Source organism: Pseudomonas sp. ICMP 460 (assembly GCF_002723595.1).
GTDB lineage: Bacteria > Pseudomonadota > Gammaproteobacteria > Pseudomonadales > Pseudomonadaceae > Aquipseudomonas > Aquipseudomonas kitaguniensis.
The window spans coordinates 1-16,689 of the sequence record NZ_LKBR01000024.1 but is presented as its reverse complement, the minus strand read 5'-3'; the positions used below and the strand labels follow the sequence as shown (position 1 = coordinate 16,689).

The 16,689-nt window shown below is 61.9% G+C and carries 11 protein-coding genes and 1 pseudogene; 10 read left to right on the top strand and 2 right to left on the bottom strand.

Translation table 11 applies throughout. The features are described 5' to 3' along the window. The first annotated feature begins 2 nt into the window (after nt 1-2). Nucleotides 3-434, top strand: coding sequence for a DNA methylase (locus AO240_RS16745; protein ID WP_099237554.1), 432 nt, complete (start codon nt 3-5; stop codon nt 432-434). After that, nucleotides 431-1,168, top strand: a complete 738-nt coding sequence (locus AO240_RS16740; protein ID WP_099237552.1) for a DUF72 domain-containing protein — start codon at nt 431-433, stop codon at nt 1,166-1,168. The genes AO240_RS16745 and AO240_RS16740 overlap by 4 nt, the downstream gene beginning before the upstream one ends. On the opposite strand, the gene AO240_RS16735 is transcribed toward AO240_RS16740, so the two are convergent. Continuing rightward, nucleotides 1,133-1,918: a DeoR/GlpR family DNA-binding transcription regulator gene (locus AO240_RS16735; protein WP_099237550.1), complete on the bottom strand. Its 786-nt coding sequence runs from the start codon at nt 1,916-1,918 to the stop codon at nt 1,133-1,135. The genes AO240_RS16740 and AO240_RS16735 overlap by 36 nt on opposite strands. Nucleotides 1,919-2,039: 121 nt before the next feature. Between AO240_RS16735 and AO240_RS16730 the strand changes: the two genes are divergently transcribed. Continuing rightward, nucleotides 2,040-3,200 carry an alpha-hydroxy acid oxidase gene (locus AO240_RS16730; RefSeq protein ID WP_099237548.1) on the top strand — a complete coding sequence of 387 codons (1,161 nt, stop codon included), beginning with the start codon at nt 2,040-2,042 and terminating at the stop codon, nt 3,198-3,200. A 192-nt stretch (nt 3,201-3,392) separates the two neighbouring features. Here the strand turns inward: AO240_RS16730 and AO240_RS16725 are convergent, their stop codons facing one another. After that, nucleotides 3,393-4,319, bottom strand: a complete 927-nt coding sequence (locus AO240_RS16725; RefSeq protein WP_099237546.1) for an alpha/beta hydrolase — start codon at nt 4,317-4,319, stop codon at nt 3,393-3,395. A 162-nt stretch (nt 4,320-4,481) separates the two neighbouring features. Between AO240_RS16725 and AO240_RS16720 the strand changes: the two genes are divergently transcribed. The 7 genes and pseudogenes from AO240_RS16720 (at nt 4,482) to uvrA (ending at nt 15,667) form a co-directional block, all read left to right on the top strand. Beyond that, nucleotides 4,482-5,069 carry an NUDIX domain-containing protein gene (locus AO240_RS16720; protein WP_099237544.1) on the top strand — a complete coding sequence of 196 codons (588 nt, stop codon included), beginning with the start codon at nt 4,482-4,484 and terminating at the stop codon, nt 5,067-5,069. A 518-nt stretch (nt 5,070-5,587) separates the two neighbouring features. Beyond that, nucleotides 5,588-6,205, top strand: a complete 618-nt coding sequence (lexA, locus tag AO240_RS16710) for a transcriptional repressor LexA (protein ID WP_099237542.1) — start codon at nt 5,588-5,590, stop codon at nt 6,203-6,205. Next, a complete protein-coding gene (gene imuA / locus AO240_RS16705; protein WP_099237540.1) occupies nt 6,205-6,819 on the top strand; it encodes a translesion DNA synthesis-associated protein ImuA in 615 nt (204 codons plus the stop codon). The genes lexA and imuA overlap by 1 nt, the downstream gene beginning before the upstream one ends. Nucleotides 6,820-6,826: 7 nt before the next feature. Then, complete coding sequence (locus tag AO240_RS16700; protein ID WP_099237538.1) at nt 6,827-8,242, top strand: DNA polymerase Y family protein; 1,416 nt, start codon at nt 6,827-6,829, stop codon at nt 8,240-8,242. After that, entirely contained in the window at nt 8,239-11,310 is a 3,072-nt protein-coding gene (locus AO240_RS16695) for an error-prone DNA polymerase (RefSeq protein WP_099237536.1), read from the top strand. Before AO240_RS16700 ends, AO240_RS16695 begins: the two co-directional genes overlap by 4 nt. Before the next feature lie 126 nt (nt 11,311-11,436). Next, nucleotides 11,437-13,151, top strand: a pseudogene (locus AO240_RS16690) (ATP-binding protein). Continuing rightward, nucleotides 13,148-15,667: an excinuclease ABC subunit UvrA gene (gene uvrA, locus AO240_RS16685; RefSeq protein ID WP_099237534.1), complete on the top strand. Its 2,520-nt coding sequence runs from the start codon at nt 13,148-13,150 to the stop codon at nt 15,665-15,667. Before AO240_RS16690 ends, uvrA begins: the two are co-directional and overlap by 4 nt. The last annotated feature ends 1,022 nt before the right edge of the window (nt 15,668-16,689 follow it).

The following is a 16,689-nucleotide window of genomic DNA, read 5'->3' as shown; positions in this document are numbered from 1 at the left end:
GCATGGCCAAGTCGATCACGGCGTCTGAGTTGGGCATTGAGCTCAAGCCCGAAGATGACAGCAGCTTGTTCAAGTGGTTTATCGCCAGCTTCTTGATGGGCAAGCGCATTCAGGCGCCGATCGCCGCGCAGGCGTACAAGGTGATCGTCGAAGAACAAGGCCGCGATACCGCGCGCAAGTTGCAGCACTGCACCTCGCGCGAGCTGGTCAGCATGCTTGGGCGTGCGCATTACGTGCGCTATGACGAAAGTACCGCGCAGCGCTTGCTCGACCTCAGCGCCAAGCTCAATGCCGAGTACGCCGGTAAGATCACCCATATTCGCAGCGCCAGTGCAGACCGTCAGGCGTTTGAAAAACGCTTGGCTGAGTTCGACGGCGTCGGGCCTAAAACCATCGAGATCTTCATGCGCGATGCGGCCTCGGTGCTGTTTTGACCGCAGCGCTGTATGTGGGCTGTGCCGGCTGGAGTTTGCCGCGTGAGCACTGGCCGGCGTTTGCGCCTGAAGGTACGCATTTGCAGCGCTACGCTTCGCGCTTCAATGCGGTGGAAATCAACAGTTCGTTTTACCGGCCGCACTTGGCCAAAACCTACCAACGCTGGGGGCAGTGTGTGCCACCGGCGTTTGCTTTTTCGGTCAAGCTGCCCAAGCGCATCACGCATGAGCTGCGCCTGCAGGGGTGCGAAGCGGCGCTGGATGAATTTCTTCAACAGTGCCTGCCTCTGGGCGAAAAGCTTGGCTGCCTGTTGGTTCAGCTACCGCCATCGCTGCGCTACGAAGCCGCTGTCGCCCTGCAGTTTTTTAGCGCATTACGCCAACGTTTTTCCGGTGCCGTGGTGCTTGAACCGCGTCACGCCAGTTGGCTTGAAGCCGATGGCGTGTTGCAGCATTTACACATAGGCCGTGTGGCCGCCGACCCGCCAGCCATCGACAGCGGCGATGCGCCGGCAGGCTGGCAGGGCGTGCGTTATTGGCGCCTGCACGGTACGCCGCGTATTTATCACAGTGCTTATGGCGCGCAACGCGTGCAAGCCTATGCGCGGTTGTTAAACCAGTCGGTTGACGCAGGCATCCCCACCTGGTGCATTTTTGACAACACCGCCAGCGGCCATGCCGTGGCGGATGCCTTGTACTTACTCGGCCTCGACCCGCAGCACCTGCAAACCTAGCTGCTCATACGCCTCGACACCCGGCACATGCCACTCGGTGATCAGCGTGTGAATGCGGCTGCACGGCGCTACCACAAAGGGTTCCACCGCGCCGAGTTTGTCCGCCGTGGTCACCGCCACGACCTGTGAGGCACTGTCGAGCAAGGCTTGCTTGACCGCCACTTCATCGAAGTGCAACGAGCTGATGCCGACGTGCGGATGCAGCGCACACACGCCCATAAACAACAGGTCGGCCTTGATGCTCTGGATCAGGCGCACGGCTTCGTGCCCGCTGGTGGACAAGGTGGCGGGGTTGAGTTGGCCACCGGCGAGAATCACCTTCACCTCGGAATGGTCCGCCAGCGCGATGGCGATCATCGGCGACGGCGTCACTACCGTCAGGCGGATCGAGCGTGGCAATGACTGGGCGATTTGCAGCGTGGTCGAGCCGGAGTCGAACAGCACGATTTGGCCATCTTCCACCTGCGCCGCCGCCAGCTTGGCCAGCTGGCGCTTCACCTCATTGGTTTCGCCGACGCGGGTGAAGAAGTCCTTGCCGGTGTCTTTGGGCCGGGGCAGGGCGCCGCCGTGCACGCGTTGCAACAGGCCGGCGGCGGCGAGTTCAGCCAAGTCACGGCGAATGGTGTCTTGGGACACGGCAAAGTGCTCCACCAGTTCCGACGCGGTGACGTTGCCATCGCGTTCCAGCAGCAACAGGATTTTTTGTTTGCGTAACGAGGGCAGGTCGATGGCGTGATGAGTGCTGTGCATGTTTGTGCGTCTTCTTGCAGGTTTTTGCGAGGTTAGTCGCCCGTTCCTATAAACGCAATGGCTGGTTGCGCCGTCGATGCGCGGTTACTCTCTAAGGTCAGTTCAGGGAAAGGTGACCCAGATGCCGTTGATCACAACCATCGAAGACTTGCGCAAACTGGCGCAACAGCGTGTGCCAAGGATGTTTTACGATTACGCCGATTCCGGCTCCTGGACTGAAAGTACTTACCGCGCGAATGAAAGCGACTTTGCGCGCATCAAGTTTCGCCAGCGCGTGGCGCGCAATATCGATCAGCGTTCAATTCGCACAAGCATGATTGGCCAGGACATGGCCATGCCGGTAGCGCTGGCGCCCACCGGGCTTGCGGGCATGCAGCATGCTGATGGCGAAATACTCACCGCGCGCGCCGCCGCCGCGTTCGGCCTGCGCTACACCTTGTCGACCATGAGCATCTGTTCGCTGGAGGACATTGCGGAGCATGTCGGCCAGCCGTTCTGGTTTCAGCTGTATGTGATGCGTGACCGCGCGTTTATCGAGCAGTTGATCGAGCGCGCCAAAGCCGCCGGGGTCGACGCGCTGGTGCTGACCCTCGACTTGCAGATCCTCGGGCAACGCCACAAAGACCTGATCAACGGCTTGTCGGCGCCGCCCAAACTGACCCTGCCGAATATCCTCAACATGATGACCAAGCCGCGTTGGGTGATGGGCATGCTCGGCACCAAGCGCCACGGTTTCGGCAATATAGTCGGGCATGTAAAGGGCGTGGCCGACATGAGTTCGCTGTCATCGTGGACCGCCCAGCAGTTCGACCCGCGCCTGAGCTGGGATGATGTGGAATGGATCAAGAAATGCTGGGGCGGCAAGCTGATTATCAAGGGCATCCTCGACGTGGAAGATGCGCGTCTGGCGGCCAATTCCGGCGCTGATGCGCTGGTGGTCAGCAACCACGGTGGCCGCCAACTGGACGGCGCACCGTCAAGCATCAGCCAACTGCCGGCGATTGTGCAGGCGGTGGGCAATCAGATTGAAGTGTGGCTCGACGGCGGCATTCGCTCCGGCCAGGACGTGCTCAAAGCGGTGGCGCTGGGCGCGAAAGGCACGATGATCGGCCGCCCGCACTTGTACGGTTTGGGGGCAATGGGCGAAGCGGGGGTGACCAAGGCACTTGACATTATCGCCCGCGAGCTGGACGTGTCGATGGCGCTGTGTGGCTATAACGATATACGCCACGTGAATCGCGAGATTTTGCTGCCGGGCACTTTTCCCGAAGGCGTTTACTGAACAAAAAAATCGTAAAAAATTAAAAAGAGTTGTCCACGAAAACCGTGGGTATCTCTGTGGATAACTTTGCCGGACCCCAGCGGGTATGGCGATTTAACCTACGGTTAATATTTGATCAACTTTCGGCGAGGGCCAGTATGGGCAGGGTTTGCGCTTGACAGCCAAGCGCGAACCCAGTGCCGAAAAGCATTTTTATGAGTCGCCGTCGCGGTGTGTGGACTGTGTCATCACCTGCGCTGGCGTCTTCTCGCGCATCAAGCTGTCCAGCGCCTGAGCATACCCAGGGCCAGCCATGCGCATGCTGTTGTTGTGCGTAGCGCCTGGCACCAGCAGCAAGCGCTTGGGTGGCTGAGCCGCGTCAAACAATTGCTGGCTGAAACGCGGCGGCACGTACTGGTCGTCAAGGCCATGCACGACCAGCAGTGGCATGTGCACGTCGGCGATCTTGTCGATCGAGTCGAATTTTTGCGACAGCAACCAGCGCACCGGCAGTGAAGTATTCGCCACGGCAGCGGCCGCATCCCCCAGCGAAGTAAAGGTGGACTCGATCACCAGCCCACGCACCGGCACCGGCGTTTGCTGGCTCAACTGCGCCGCCAGGTCGATGGCGACCGCGCCACCCAGCGAATGCCCGTAGATCAGGCGTTTGTCCGGGTCGGGTTGCAACACCTGGAAGCGTTCCCAGGCAATGCGGGCGTCTTCATACACCGTGGTTTCCGAAGGCAACTCGCCATGGCTTTGGCCGAAACCGCGATAGTCGATGGCCAGCACCGAATAGCCCAGCGCGTGCAATTGCTCAATGCGAAACAACTGCCCCGTGAGGTTCCAGCGCACACCGTGCAGGTAAAGGATAGCGGGCGCGTCCTGCTTCTCTGCCGGGTACCACCAGCCGTGCAGGTTTTGCCCGGATTTGAAACTGGCGGGTTTCAAGTCGAATTCCTGCACACCCGTGGGCAAGCCGGTGTACCAGCCGGCGGTGCCCGGCTCGATGCGAAACACCAGCTCGCGCTCCTTGTGTTGCAGCACGGAGCAGCCGACCGGCATGCCGATAATCAGGATCGCCATGCACAGCAGGGGAAACCAGCGCAGGCCGAGGCGAGAGATAAAACGAGAGGGCATGAAGGTTCCAGGACAAATATCAAGCACGGGTTTTAACAGATGGCTTAAGGGCGCAGGAATTAATTCGACGGCCGTTCACGCGGATTGCTTGCAAAGTGTTACCAGCTTGACGCTGGCTTTGGCGCGAGGACATGCTCCGCCTCTCACGTGTAAGGACTCACCATGGACAACAGCCCCGTTCGCATCACCGCCGAAGAAACCCTCTCGGACAGTTGGTATGTTTTAAAAAAATACAGCTTCGACCTGCTCCGTCGCGATGGCAGTTGGCAAGCCCAAACCCGCGAGGTGTATGACCGCGGCAACGGTGCGACGATCCTGTTGTACAACCGCGCGCAGCGTACGGTGCTGCTGATTCGACAGTTTCGTATGCCCACGTTTGTCAACGACTACCCTGGTTACTTGATCGAAGCGGCCGCCGGGTTGTTGGATAACGCGAGTCCTGAAGAGCGTATTCGTCTGGAAGCTGAAGAAGAGACCGGCTACCGGGTTGGGCATGTGGAAAAGATCTATGCGGCGTTTATGAGCCCGGGCTCGGTGACTGAGCGGATTCACTTTTTTATCGGCGAGTATCAGGCGTCTGATCGGGTCGGTTCTGGAGGTGGCTTGGTTGAGGAAGGCGAGGATATAGAGGTGCTGGAGTTGGGTTTTGAGCAGGCACTGGCGATGGTGGGGAGTGGTGAGATTGTTGATGGTAAAACCATTATGTTGTTGCAGCATCTGGAGTTGCGGATGTTGAAGGAGGGCTGGTAGGGGTTCCGCCCTTACGGCGGGTCACTTTTGCACGGCGGCCTGAAAGCCGACCTGAGTGGTTGAAGCAGATCAAGGGCGGATTTTGCATACACGGCAGATCTGCTTTTTTTGCTTTCTGTGGGAGCGGGCTTGCTCGCGATTGCGGTGTGTCAGTTGAAAAATATTTATCTGATATACCGTAATCGCGAGCAAGCCCGCTCCCACAGTTGACTGAGTTCGGCTTGTGATCTTGATTTGAGAAGCGCCCGTTAAACCACGAGGGCATGCCGAGCCACAGCGAGGCACCGAGTGGTGGGGCAAGAGCGTTTTGGTTACTTTTGCGCTGTTCAAAAGTGACTAGCGAGGCACCGAGTGGTGGGGCAAGAGCGTTTTGGTTACTTTTGCGCTGTTCAAAAGTGACCCGCCGTAAGGGCGGAACCCATATCAGCCATCACCCAATTAACGGATATGCACCCAATAACCCCAAAAGCCCCCCCCCGACTGACGGCTATTGTCAGAAATTTCCCACAAGAGTACAAATGTACTCCATGACAACCCTGACCCCCCGCCGCACCGCCATCCTGACCTTTATCCGCGACCGTATCGCGCAACAAGGCCAGCCCCCGAGCCTCGCCGAAATCGCCGAGGCCTTTGGCTTCGCCTCTCGCAGCGTCGCGCGCAAACACGTGGTGGCGCTGACCGAAGCCGGCTTTATTGAAGTCAACCCCAACCAGGCTCGCGGTATCCGCCTGCTCAACCAGCCTGCACGCCCCGAATGGCTGGATGTGCCGGTGCTCGGCCGCGTCGCCGCAGGCAGGCCAATCGGTGCCGATGCCGAAGTGCACAGTCGCTTGCAACTCGACCCCGGCACCTTCGCGAAAACCCCGGACTACTTGCTGCGTGTGCAAGGCGATTCGATGATCGAAGACGGCATCCTCGACGGCGACCTGGTCGGCGTACGGCGCAGCGCCGAAGCCTTGAACGGGCAAATCGTGGTGGCGCGCCTGGACGGCGAAGTCACCATCAAGCGCTTTGAACGCAACGGCGAGCATGTGCGCCTGTTGCCGCGCAACCCAGCCTATCAACCCATCGAGGTAGGGCCAGACCAGGACCTGGCGATCGAAGGCGTGTTCTGCGGCCTGGTGAGGCAAGGCTGATGGGCGCCGTCGTTGCGCTGGACGCGCTGTTTAATGGCGGCCGCGGCTGGAAGGGCCGGCCCGCCACGGCACCGGCCAGCGTGCATCCTACCGGGCTGGCGGCGCTGGACGCGGTGCTGCCCAGCGGCGGCTGGCCGGAAGCGGCGCTGAGCGAAATATTGATGGCCAAGGAGGGCGTCGGCGAACTGCAATTGGTGCTGCCAACCCTGGCGCGGTTATCGGCGCTGGGCGAGCGTATTGTGCTGGTGGCGCCGCCTTACACCCCATACCCCCACGCCTGGCAGAACGCCGGGGTGGATTTGCGCCAGCTCTCGGTGATCCAGGCCGAAGCGCGCGATGCCTTGTGGGCGGTGGAACAGTGCCTGCGTTCGGGCAGTTGCGGCGCGGTATTGTGCTGGCCGCACAAGGCCGATGACCGTGCCTTGCGCCGCTTGCAAGTGGCGGCAGAAACCGGGCAGACCCTGGCGTTTGCGTGGCGCTCCTTGAGTGAGGCCGTTAATTCATCGCCTGCCGCCTTGCGCTTGGCGGTCGAGGCAAAACCCGCCCAAGTGCGCGTGCTCAAGTGCCGGGGCGGCTTGGCGCATCCGGCGCCGATTGCGCTGGCCGGGCACTGAGGTTGCCATGCGCTGGGTGTGTATTGTGTTCCCGCAATTGGCGCTGGACGGGGTGCAGCGTGTGCACCCCGAGCCAGACCAACCTCTGGTGTTGCTGGCCGGCACGCCGCAACGCCGCGTGCTGCAAACCGTCAATCAGGCTGCGCGTGCCTTGGGCCTGCGCCCCGGTCAATCGCTGACGGCGGCGCATGCGCTGGTCAAGACCTTTGCCAGCGCCGAATATGACCCCGCAGAGATTGAACGCTGGCAGCAGTTTCTGGCGGCCTGGGCCTACCGTTTCAGCTCTCAGGTCAGCGTGTATTACCCGCGCGCCTTGCTGTTTGAAATCGAATCGAGCCTGGGCCTGTTCGGGCCGTGGCCGCAGTTTGAGGCGCGTTTGCGTAAGGAGCTGACCGAGCTGGGGTTTCGTCACCGCATCGTCGCTGCGCCTAACCCGGCAGCGGCGCGCTCGTTGGCCAATATCTACGATGGCCTGGCCGTGGCGGATGATCAGGTGTTGATGCAGGCCCTGGCGCCGCTGCCCATTGATCGCGCCGGCCTCGACCCGCAGGCGGCCACGGCGCTGTTGCGCATGGGCCTGCGCACGTTGGCCCAGGTGCAAGCGCTGCCCCGGCATACCTTGGCGCGGCGGTTTGATGCTGGCGTGCTCAAGCACCTGGATGCGTTGAGCGGGCAGCGGCCGTTGGCCCTGGCGTTCTATCAGCCGCCGGACCAGTTTGATGTACGCATCGAGTTGAATTTCGACGTGCAATCGCACCAGGCGCTGCTGTTTCCCTTGCGCCGCTTGACCGGCGACCTGTCGGCTTTCCTCTGCGGCCGCGACAGTGGCGTGCAGCGTTTCGACCTGCACCTGGAACACGCCGGGGCGCCCGACAGCGTGATCAAGGTTGGCCTGCTCAGCGCCGAGCGCGAACCGGCGATGCTGTTTGAATTGGCCCGAGGGCGTTTGGAGCACGTGCACGTCAGCGCGCCGGTACGCGGCTTTCGCCTGGTCGCCCAAGACCTGCCGGTATTCGTGCCGCAGCGCCAGGACCTGTTCGACGACCGTCCGCAACAAACCTTGCCGTGGGAGCAATTGCGCGAACGCCTGCGCGCGCGGCTGGGGGATGAGGCGGTGCAAGGCCTGCGTTTTCATGCCGACCATCGCCCGGAGTGCGCCTGGCAAGCGGCCGCCGATACTCGCGCGTGCCCAGCCTTGAACAAGGTGCAACGCCCCGGCTGGTTGCTGCCCGCGCCGACCTTGCTGGCCGAGCAGGGCGTACAGATAGTAATGGGCCCGGAACGCATCGAGTCCGGTTGGTGGGATGGCGCCGATGTGCGCCGTGATTACTACCTGATCCAAACCCGCGCCGGTCAGCAAGGCTGGGCCTACCGCACCGTGGGGCAAAACGACGGGCTGTGGCTGCAAGGCTGGTTTGCATGAGTTACGCCGAACTGCATTGCCTGTCCAATTTCAGCTTCCAGCGCGGCGCGTCGAGTGCGCTGGAGTTGTTTGAACGCGCCAAGCGCCAGGGTTACAGCGCCCTGGCGATCACCGATGAATGCACCTTGGCGGGCATCGTGCGCGCCTGGCAGGCGGCGAAGGCGGTGGGTTTGCCGCTGATTATCGGCAGCGAGGTGCGCATCGAGAACGGCCCGAAACTGGTGTTGCTGGTGGAGAACCTCAGCGGCTACCAGCACCTGTGCCGCTTGATCACGCTGGCCCGACGCCGCGCCGAAAAAGGCCGCTATCGCCTGCTGCAAGAAGATTTCGAGCAGCCATTGCCCGGCCTGCTGGCGCTGTGGGTGGCCGAAGACGGCGACACCCAGGCTTCGATCCAATGGCTGCGGCGCACCTTTGCCGAACGCCTGTGGCTGGCGGTGCACCTGCATTGCGGCCAGGACGATGCGCGCTATTTGGAGCAACGTTTGGCCCTGGCCGCGAGCCTGAAAATACCCGCAGTGGCGTGTGGCGATGTGCACATGCATGCGCGTGGCCGGCGTGCCCTGCAAGACACCATGACTGCCATCCGCCATCACGTGCCGGTGGCCGAAGCGGGCACGCGCCTGCACCCCAATGGCGAGCGGCATTTACGCAGCCTCGACGCGGTAGCCGCGCTGTACCCGCAAGCATTGCGCGACGAAACCCTGGCCATTGCGCAGCGCTGCACCTTTGATTTGAGCCAATTGCGCTACCACTACCCGCGCGAGTTGGTGCCCGAAGGCCATGACGCCGAATCGTGGTTGCGCGCCGTCACCGAAGCAGGCATCGCCCAGCGTTGGCCGCAGGGCGTCGACGCCAAGACCCTGGCGCAGATCAACAAGGAATTGCAGTTGATCAGCGAGCTGGGTTACGAGAGCTACTTCCTCACGGTGCACGACATTGTGCGCTTCGCGCGCAGCCGTTCGATCCTGTGCCAGGGCCGAGGCTCGGCGGCCAACTCGGCGGTGTGTTTTGCCTTGGGCATCACCGAGATCGACCCGAGCCTGACGAGCATGTTGTTCGAACGCTTTTTGTCCAGGGAGCGCAATGAGCCACCGGACATCGACGTCGACTTTGAACACGAACGCCGTGAAGAAGTGCTGCAATACGTGTTCCAGCGCTACGGCCGTACCCGCGCGGCGTTAACCGCAGTGGTCAGCAGTTACCACGCCGCCGGCGCGGTGCGCGATGTGGCCAAGGCCTTGGGCTTGCCGCCGGATCAAATCAATGCGCTGGCCGAGTGTTGCGGGCGCTGGAGTGATGACGCGCCGCCCCTTGAGCGCCTGCGTGAAGGCGGTTTTGACCCGCAAAGCCCGGTCCTGCGCCGCGTGCTCACGCTGACCCAACAACTGATCGGCTTTCCTCGGCACCTGTCCCAGCACCCCGGCGGTTTTGTGATTTCCGAATACCCGCTGGACACGCTGGTGCCGGTGGAAAACGCCGCCATGGCCGAGCGCACCATTATTCAGTGGGACAAAGACGACCTTGATGCCGTCGGCCTGCTCAAGGTGGATATTCTTGCGCTGGGTATGCTCAGCGCGATCCGCCGCTGTTTCGACTTGCTGCGCCGCCATCGCCATCGCGACCTGTCGCTGGCGACGATCCCCAAGGAAGACCCGGCGACCTACGCGATGATCAGCAAAGCCGACACCCTCGGCGTGTTCCAGATCGAGTCACGCGCGCAGATGTCGATGCTGCCCAGGCTCAAACCGCAAAAATTTTACGACTTGGTGATTGAAGTTGCGATTGTGCGGCCCGGGCCGATTCAGGGCGGCATGGTGCACCCGTATCTGCGGCGGCGGAACAAGGAAGAACCGACAACCTACCCGTCACCGCAATTAAAAGCGGTGCTGGAGCGCACGTTGGGCATCCCGTTGTTTCAGGAGCAAGTCATGCAAATCGCCATGGTCGCCGCCGACTATGGCCCCGGCGAGGCTGACCAGTTACGCCGCTCCATGGCCGCCTGGAAACGCCACGGCGGCCTGGAGCCGCATCAAGAGCGCCTGCGCACCGGCATGCTGAAAAACGGCTACAGCGAGGCCTTTGCCGCGCAGATTTTCGAGCAGATCAAAGGCTTTGGCAGCTATGGCTTTCCCGAGTCGCATGCGGCCAGTTTTGCCTTGCTGACCTACGCCAGTTGCTGGCTTAAATGCCATGAACCGGCGGCCTTCGCCTGTGCGCTGATCAATAGCTGGCCCATGGGTTTTTATAGCCCGGACCAGATCCTGCAGGATGCGCGGCGCCATCGCTTGCAGATTCGCCCGGTGGATGTGCAGGCGAGTGACTGGGATTGCAGCCTGGAACCGATCGACGGCCAGCAACCGGCGATTCGCATGGGCTTGCGCATGATTTCGGGGTTTCGCGAGGAAGATGCGCGGCGCATTGAAGCGGTACGCCAGCGCCGTGCGTTCAGCGACATTGCCGACCTGGATGAACGCGCCGGGCTGGATGCGCGTGCCCAAGCGTTGCTGGCGGACGCGGGCGCCTTGCGCGCGTTGGCGGGCAACCGGCATCAGGCGCGCTGGAGCGTGGCGGGCGTGCACAAACAGCTCGGCTTATTCAGCGGCCTGCCGAGCCCGGATGAAGCGGCGGTGGAACTGCCCACACCCACGGTCGGCGAAGATGTACAGGCCGATTACGCCACGCTGGGTACCACACTCGGGCCGCATCCGTTGGCGTTGTTGCGCAGCGAATTGGCTAAACGCCGCTGCCGCAGCTCGCTTGAACTGATGTCGGTGGAGCATGGGCGCAATGTCAGCGTGGCCGGGTTGGTCACCGGCAGGCAACGCCCTGGCACGGCAAGCGGGGTGACTTTTGTGACCCTGGAGGACGAATTCGGCAACCTCAACGTGGTGGTCTGGCGCGACCTGGCCGAGCGTCAGCGCCAGGCGTTGGTCGGTTCGCGGCTGCTGAAAGTCGACGGGCGCTGGGAGGCGGTGGGCGAGGTGCGGCACCTGATTGCCGGGCGCCTGACCGACCTGACGCCGCTGCTGGACGGGATCAATGTGCGCAGTCGCGATTTTCACTGAGGGGCGTTGCCCAAGCCTTCACAGATAAGCTATCTGCAATGAAACGATTTATGGCCGCCAGGCTCCAAGTTTTTATCAGTGCAACTGCGCCGCTTATCTCCCCTTATCTTCCCCTAGAGCCCATTGATGCATTTTTTATCCAACACCCATGGCTGCGAAGGCTGGGGTGGCGAAATGGCCCAGCGGATTCGTGCCTTCGACTGGTCGGCCACCGACCTTGGCCCGATCGACGCTTGGCCGGCTAGCCTGGTCAGCGCCGTGCAAATGCTGCTGGCATCACCCATGCCCATGGTGATGCTGTGGGGGCGGGCTGGCTATATGATTTATAACGACCAGTATTCGCGGTTTGCCGGTGGTCGCCATCCGTACCTGCTGGGCACGCCGGTGGAGCAGGGCTGGCCGGAAGTGGCTGAGTTCAACCGGCAGGTAATGAACACTTGCCTGGCCGGTGGCACCTTGTCGTTTAACAACAAGGAACTGGTGCTGCTGCGCAACGGCAAGCCGGAAGCGGTGTGGATGGACCTTTACTACAGCCCTGTTGCCGGGGATGACCAGGCACCGGCCGGTGTACTCGCGATTGTGGTGGAGACCACCGACCACGTGAACTCCGAACGCCTGCGCCGGGAATTGACGCATAACCTGGAGCAGCGCGTGGCTGCCGAGGTGCAAGCGCGTTCTGCTGCCGAAGAACAGTTGCGTCAATCGCAAAAGCTTGAAGCCATCGGCGGGCTGACCGGCGGCGTGGCCCACGACTTCAATAACCTGCTGCAAGTGATCGCCGGCAACCTGCACCTGCTGGCCCGGCATGAACCCGAGAATGCCCAGGTGCAACGGCGGGGGGCGGCGGGCATCGCCGCGGGGGAGCGGGGCGCCCAGCTGTCGTCGCAACTGCTCGCCCTTTCCCCCCCCCCCAGCCGTTGTCGCCAGCCGTGTATAACCCGCAGCGCATCTACGCAGGGTTAGGTGAGCTGTTGCAGCGTGCGTTGGGTGAAACCATCCATATCGATGTGAAGCTGCCGCAGGACTCCTGGTTTATCAGCGTCGACCGCAACCAGCTCGAAAACGCGCTGCTCAACCTGGCGATCAATGCCCGTGACGCCATGCGCGGCGAGGGCGTGATTCGCATCACCGGTGAAAACATTATCCTCAACCCCAACGACTGTGTGGGCAAGAGCATCACGCCCGGCGAATACGTGCGCCTGGCCGTGACGGACATCGGCGTGGGCATGTCGCCGGCGATTCTGGAGCGGGTGTTCGAGCCATTTTTTACCACCAAACGCGCAGGCCATGGCACCGGCCTCGGCCTGAGCATGGTGTTTGGGTTCGTGCGCCAAAGCGGTGGCCATGTCGAGGTGTGGAGCGAGGAAGGCAAGGGCACGGTGGTGCAGATGTATTTCCCGCGCAGCCTGGGCGAAGAGAATCAAGACATCCACGTCGAACCGCCGCTGCACGAAGGCGGCCAGGAGACGATTCTGGTGGTCGAGGACAATGCCGACGTACGCGTAACGGTGGTCGATGTGCTTGAACAGGCCGGTTACACCGTGTTCACGGCCGAGGACGGCGACCGCGCCATGCAAGCCTTGCAGGGCGGCGTGCAGCCAGACCTGATTTTTACTGACGTGGTGATGCCCGGCCGGGTCAAAAGTACTGATTTGGCCGACTGGGCTCGCGCCCAAATGCCGCCGGTGGCGGTGCTGTTCACCTCCGGCCATACCCGCGACATTCTCTCCAGCAATCACTTGCTGAGTGCCGATATTCACCTGCTGAGCAAACCCTACAGCCCCGATGCACTGACGCAACGGGTGCGCAGCGTGCTCACCGTCAGACAAGGTTGCCCATGACTTCCCAGCGTGACATCCCTGCAATCAATGCCCAACACCTCGGGTTTGTCCGAGTGCGCGGCGCGCGTGAACATAACCTGCGTAACGTCGATGTGGACATCCCCCGCGATGCGCTGGTGGTCTTCACCGGTGTGTCGGGTTCGGGCAAGTCGTCCTTGGCGTTTTCCACGGTGTATGCCGAGGCGCAGCGCCGTTATTTCGAGTCGGTGGCGCCGTATGCGCGGCGCCTGATTGACCAGGTTGGCGTGCCGGATGTCGACAGCATTGAAGGCCTGCCACCGGCCGTGGCCCTGCAACAGCAGCGCGGCACGCCGAGTGCGCGCTCTTCGGTGGGCAGCGTCACCACCTTGTCGAGCCTGATCCGCATGCTTTATTCGCGTGCCGGCAGCTACCCGGCGGGGCAGGCGATGCTGTATGCCGAAGACTTTTCGCCGAACCTGCCGCAAGGCGCCTGCCCGCAATGCCATGGCTTGGGCCGCGTGTACGAAGTGACCGAGGCGCTGATGGTGCCCGACCCGTCCCTGACGATTCGCCAGCGCGCGGTGGCGTCCTGGCCGTTGGCGTGGCAAGGGCAGAACCTGCGCGACATTTTGGTGACCCTCGGCTATGACGTCGATAAGCCTTGGCGCGACCTGCCGAAAAAGCAGCGCGAGTGGATTTTGTTCACCGAAGAAACCCCGACCGTGCCGGTGTACGCAGGCTTCACCCCGGAGCAAACCCGCGAAGCGCTGAAGCGCAAGCTGGAGCCGAGTTACCAGGGCACGTTCAGCGGCGCGCGGCGCTATATCTTGCACACCTTCAGCCACACGCAAAGTGCGCTGATGAAAAAGCGCGTCTCGCAGTTCATGCAAGGCAGCGCCTGCCCCTTGTGCGAAGGCAAGCGGCTGACCAAGGCGGCGCTGTCGGTGAAGTTTGCCGGGGTGGATATTGGCGAGCTGTCGCAACTGTCGCTGGCGCAGGTGGCCGAGTTGCTGCGTCCGGTCGCGGCGGGGCAGGACAAAATGAAACTGTCGGTGGAAAAACGCCTGGCCGCCCAGCGCATCGCCCAGGATTTGCTTGAGCGGGTGAGCACCTTGACCGATTTGGGCCTGGGCTATTTATCGCTGGAGCGCAGCACGCCGACCTTGTCATCCGGCGAATTACAGCGCTTGCGCCTGGCCACGCAGTTGGGCTCGCAGTTGTTCGGCGTGATCTATGTACTGGATGAACCGTCAGCGGGCCTGCACCCCGCGGATGGCGAGGCGTTATTCACCGCGCTCGAGCGTTTGAAAGCCGCAGGCAATTCGTTGTTTGTGGTGGAGCATGACCTGGAAACCATGCGCCGCGCCGATTGGTTGATCGATGTAGGGCCTGCCGCCGGCGAGCATGGCGGGCACGTGCTGTACAGCGGCCCGCCCGCCGGTTTGGCCGAGGTCGAGGCGTCGCAGACACGCGCGTATTTATTCGCCGAACGCAGCGTGCCAAGCCAGTCGCGGCGTGAGCCGGCAGGCTGGTTGAAGCTTGTAGGCGTGACGCGCAATAACCTCAATGACCTGAGCGTGGCTTTCCCGCTGGGCTGCTTTACCGCAGTGACCGGTATTTCCGGCTCGGGCAAATCCAGCCTGGTCAGCCAGGCGCTGCTGGAACTGGTGGGCACCGGCCTCGGCCGCGTGGTCGAAAACGACGAAGAACCGAGCCTGGAAGACGACACCCCGCAAAGCAGCGGGGGGCGCATCAGTGCCGGGCTTGAGCACATCCGCCGCTTGGTGCAGGTCGACCAGAAACCTATCGGCCGCACACCGCGCTCCAACCTTGCGACCTACACCGGGCTGTTCGACAACGTGCGCAAGCTGTTCGCCGCGATGCCGGCGGCGAAGAAGCGCGGTTATGACGCGGGGCAGTTCTCGTTCAACGTCGCCAAGGGCCGCTGCCCGCAGTGCGAAGGTGAAGGCTTTGTCAGCGTCGAGTTGCTGTTTATGCCGAGCGTGTACGCGCCGTGCCCGACCTGCCATGGCGCGCGCTACAACCCTGAGACCTTGGCGATTAAATGGCAGGGGTTGAGCATCGCCGACGTATTGGGGCTGACGGTGGAGCAGGCGGTAGCGGTGTTTGCTGAACAGCCTGGCGTGTTGCGCTCGTTGCAGGTATTGCGCGACATCGGGCTGGGTTATTTGCGTCTTGGCCAGCCGGCGACTGAGTTGTCTGGCGGTGAGGCGCAACGCATCAAGCTGGCGACTGAGCTGCAACGCAACGCACGCGGCGCCACTCTGTATGTGTTGGATGAGCCGACAACCGGGCTGCACCCACGCGATGTCGACCGTCTGCTTAGCCAGTTGAATCACTTGGTGGATGCGGGGCATACGGTGGTTGTGGTGGAACATGAAATGCGTGTGGTGGCGCAGAGTGACTGGGTGATCGACATCGGCCCGGGGGCTGGCGATATGGGCGGCAAGGTGGTTGCCAGCGGTGAGCCCTGGACGGTGGCTAAAAGCAAAACCAGCCGCACGGCGCCGTTTCTGGCGAGGGAATTGAGCTGAGTCCAAAGATGGGCAGCTGTGGGAGGCTCATCTACATCTTTGATGTACTGCAGGAGACGGGGTTGGGGTGTTCTTTGGATTTTCGTGCATATCCGTTATTTGGGTGATGGTTTGTATCGGTTTCGCTCTTACAGCGAGTCACTTTTGATAGAGCGCAAAAGTAACCAAAACGCTCTCGCCCCACCACTCGGTGCCTCGCTTAGGCTCGGCATGCCCGCACACAGGCTTGAATCCGTGGGCCGCCGCGATGGGCCATCCTTGGCCCAGCGCGGCTAACCCGGCGTCCTGCCGGGTTACCCACGGATTCAAGCCTGCGTGCGGCCATCGTGGTTTAACGGGGCGCTTCTCAGATCAAGATCAAAAGCAAGAGCACGGCGGCCTGAAAGCCGACCTGAGTGGTTGAAGCAGATCAGAAGCAGATCAAAGGCGGCTCTGGAGAACACAGCAGATCTGCTTTTTTTTGCTTTTTGTGGGAGGGGGCTTGCTCCCGATAGCAGTTTTACAGTTGATACATGAATTGACTGACCCACCGCCATCGGGAGCAAGCCCCCTCCCACAGTAGATGATCGTTCCCACGCTCTGCGTGGTAATGCCGCTCCAGACGCTCTGCGTCCCGCTTTTTCAGCCATTGAATCTCCCACATTTGACCGCATTCTGTTTGGGAGATTGGGCCGGCTTTCGGGCCGCCTGCTTTTGATCTTGATCTAAGGCGCCCCGTTAAACCACGATGGCCGAACGCAGATATTACGGAGCGGGTAAACCGGCAGGACGCCGGTTTAGCCGCGACGGGGCAGGGACGCCCCGTCGCGGCGGCCCGCTCCGTAATGTCGGAGTGAGGGCACACCGAGCCACAGCGAGGTGCCGAGTGGTGGGGCAAGAGCGTTTTGGTTACTTTTGCGCTGTTCAAAAGTGACCCGCTGTAAGAGCCAGCCCTTTCAAGGTCTTTTGAGCTTAGCTGCCTTGAGTACCCGATCCGTCGACACGTGAGCATTCGCGGCTTTGCCTTCCAGCCACTCTTTGGG

What these genes read in the sequence shown, in the direction of transcription:
- AO240_RS16745 (WP_099237554.1), top strand. Translation starts at nt 3, where the DNA reads ATGGCCAAGTCGATCACGGCGTCTGAGTTGGGCATTGAGCTCAAGCCC.
- AO240_RS16735 (WP_099237550.1), bottom strand. Translation starts at nt 1,918, where the DNA reads ATGCACAGCACTCATCACGCCATCGACCTGCCCTCGTTACGCAAACAA.
- AO240_RS16730 (WP_099237548.1), top strand. Translation starts at nt 2,040, where the DNA reads ATGCCGTTGATCACAACCATCGAAGACTTGCGCAAACTGGCGCAACAG.
- AO240_RS16725 (WP_099237546.1), bottom strand. Translation starts at nt 4,319, where the DNA reads ATGCCCTCTCGTTTTATCTCTCGCCTCGGCCTGCGCTGGTTTCCCCTG.
- AO240_RS16720 (WP_099237544.1), top strand. Translation starts at nt 4,482, where the DNA reads ATGGACAACAGCCCCGTTCGCATCACCGCCGAAGAAACCCTCTCGGAC.
- lexA (WP_099237542.1), top strand. Translation starts at nt 5,588, where the DNA reads ATGTACTCCATGACAACCCTGACCCCCCGCCGCACCGCCATCCTGACC.
- imuA (WP_099237540.1), top strand. Translation starts at nt 6,205, where the DNA reads ATGGGCGCCGTCGTTGCGCTGGACGCGCTGTTTAATGGCGGCCGCGGC.
- AO240_RS16700 (WP_099237538.1), top strand. Translation starts at nt 6,827, where the DNA reads ATGCGCTGGGTGTGTATTGTGTTCCCGCAATTGGCGCTGGACGGGGTG.
- AO240_RS16695 (WP_099237536.1), top strand. Translation starts at nt 8,239, where the DNA reads ATGAGTTACGCCGAACTGCATTGCCTGTCCAATTTCAGCTTCCAGCGC.
- uvrA (WP_099237534.1), top strand. Translation starts at nt 13,148, where the DNA reads ATGACTTCCCAGCGTGACATCCCTGCAATCAATGCCCAACACCTCGGG.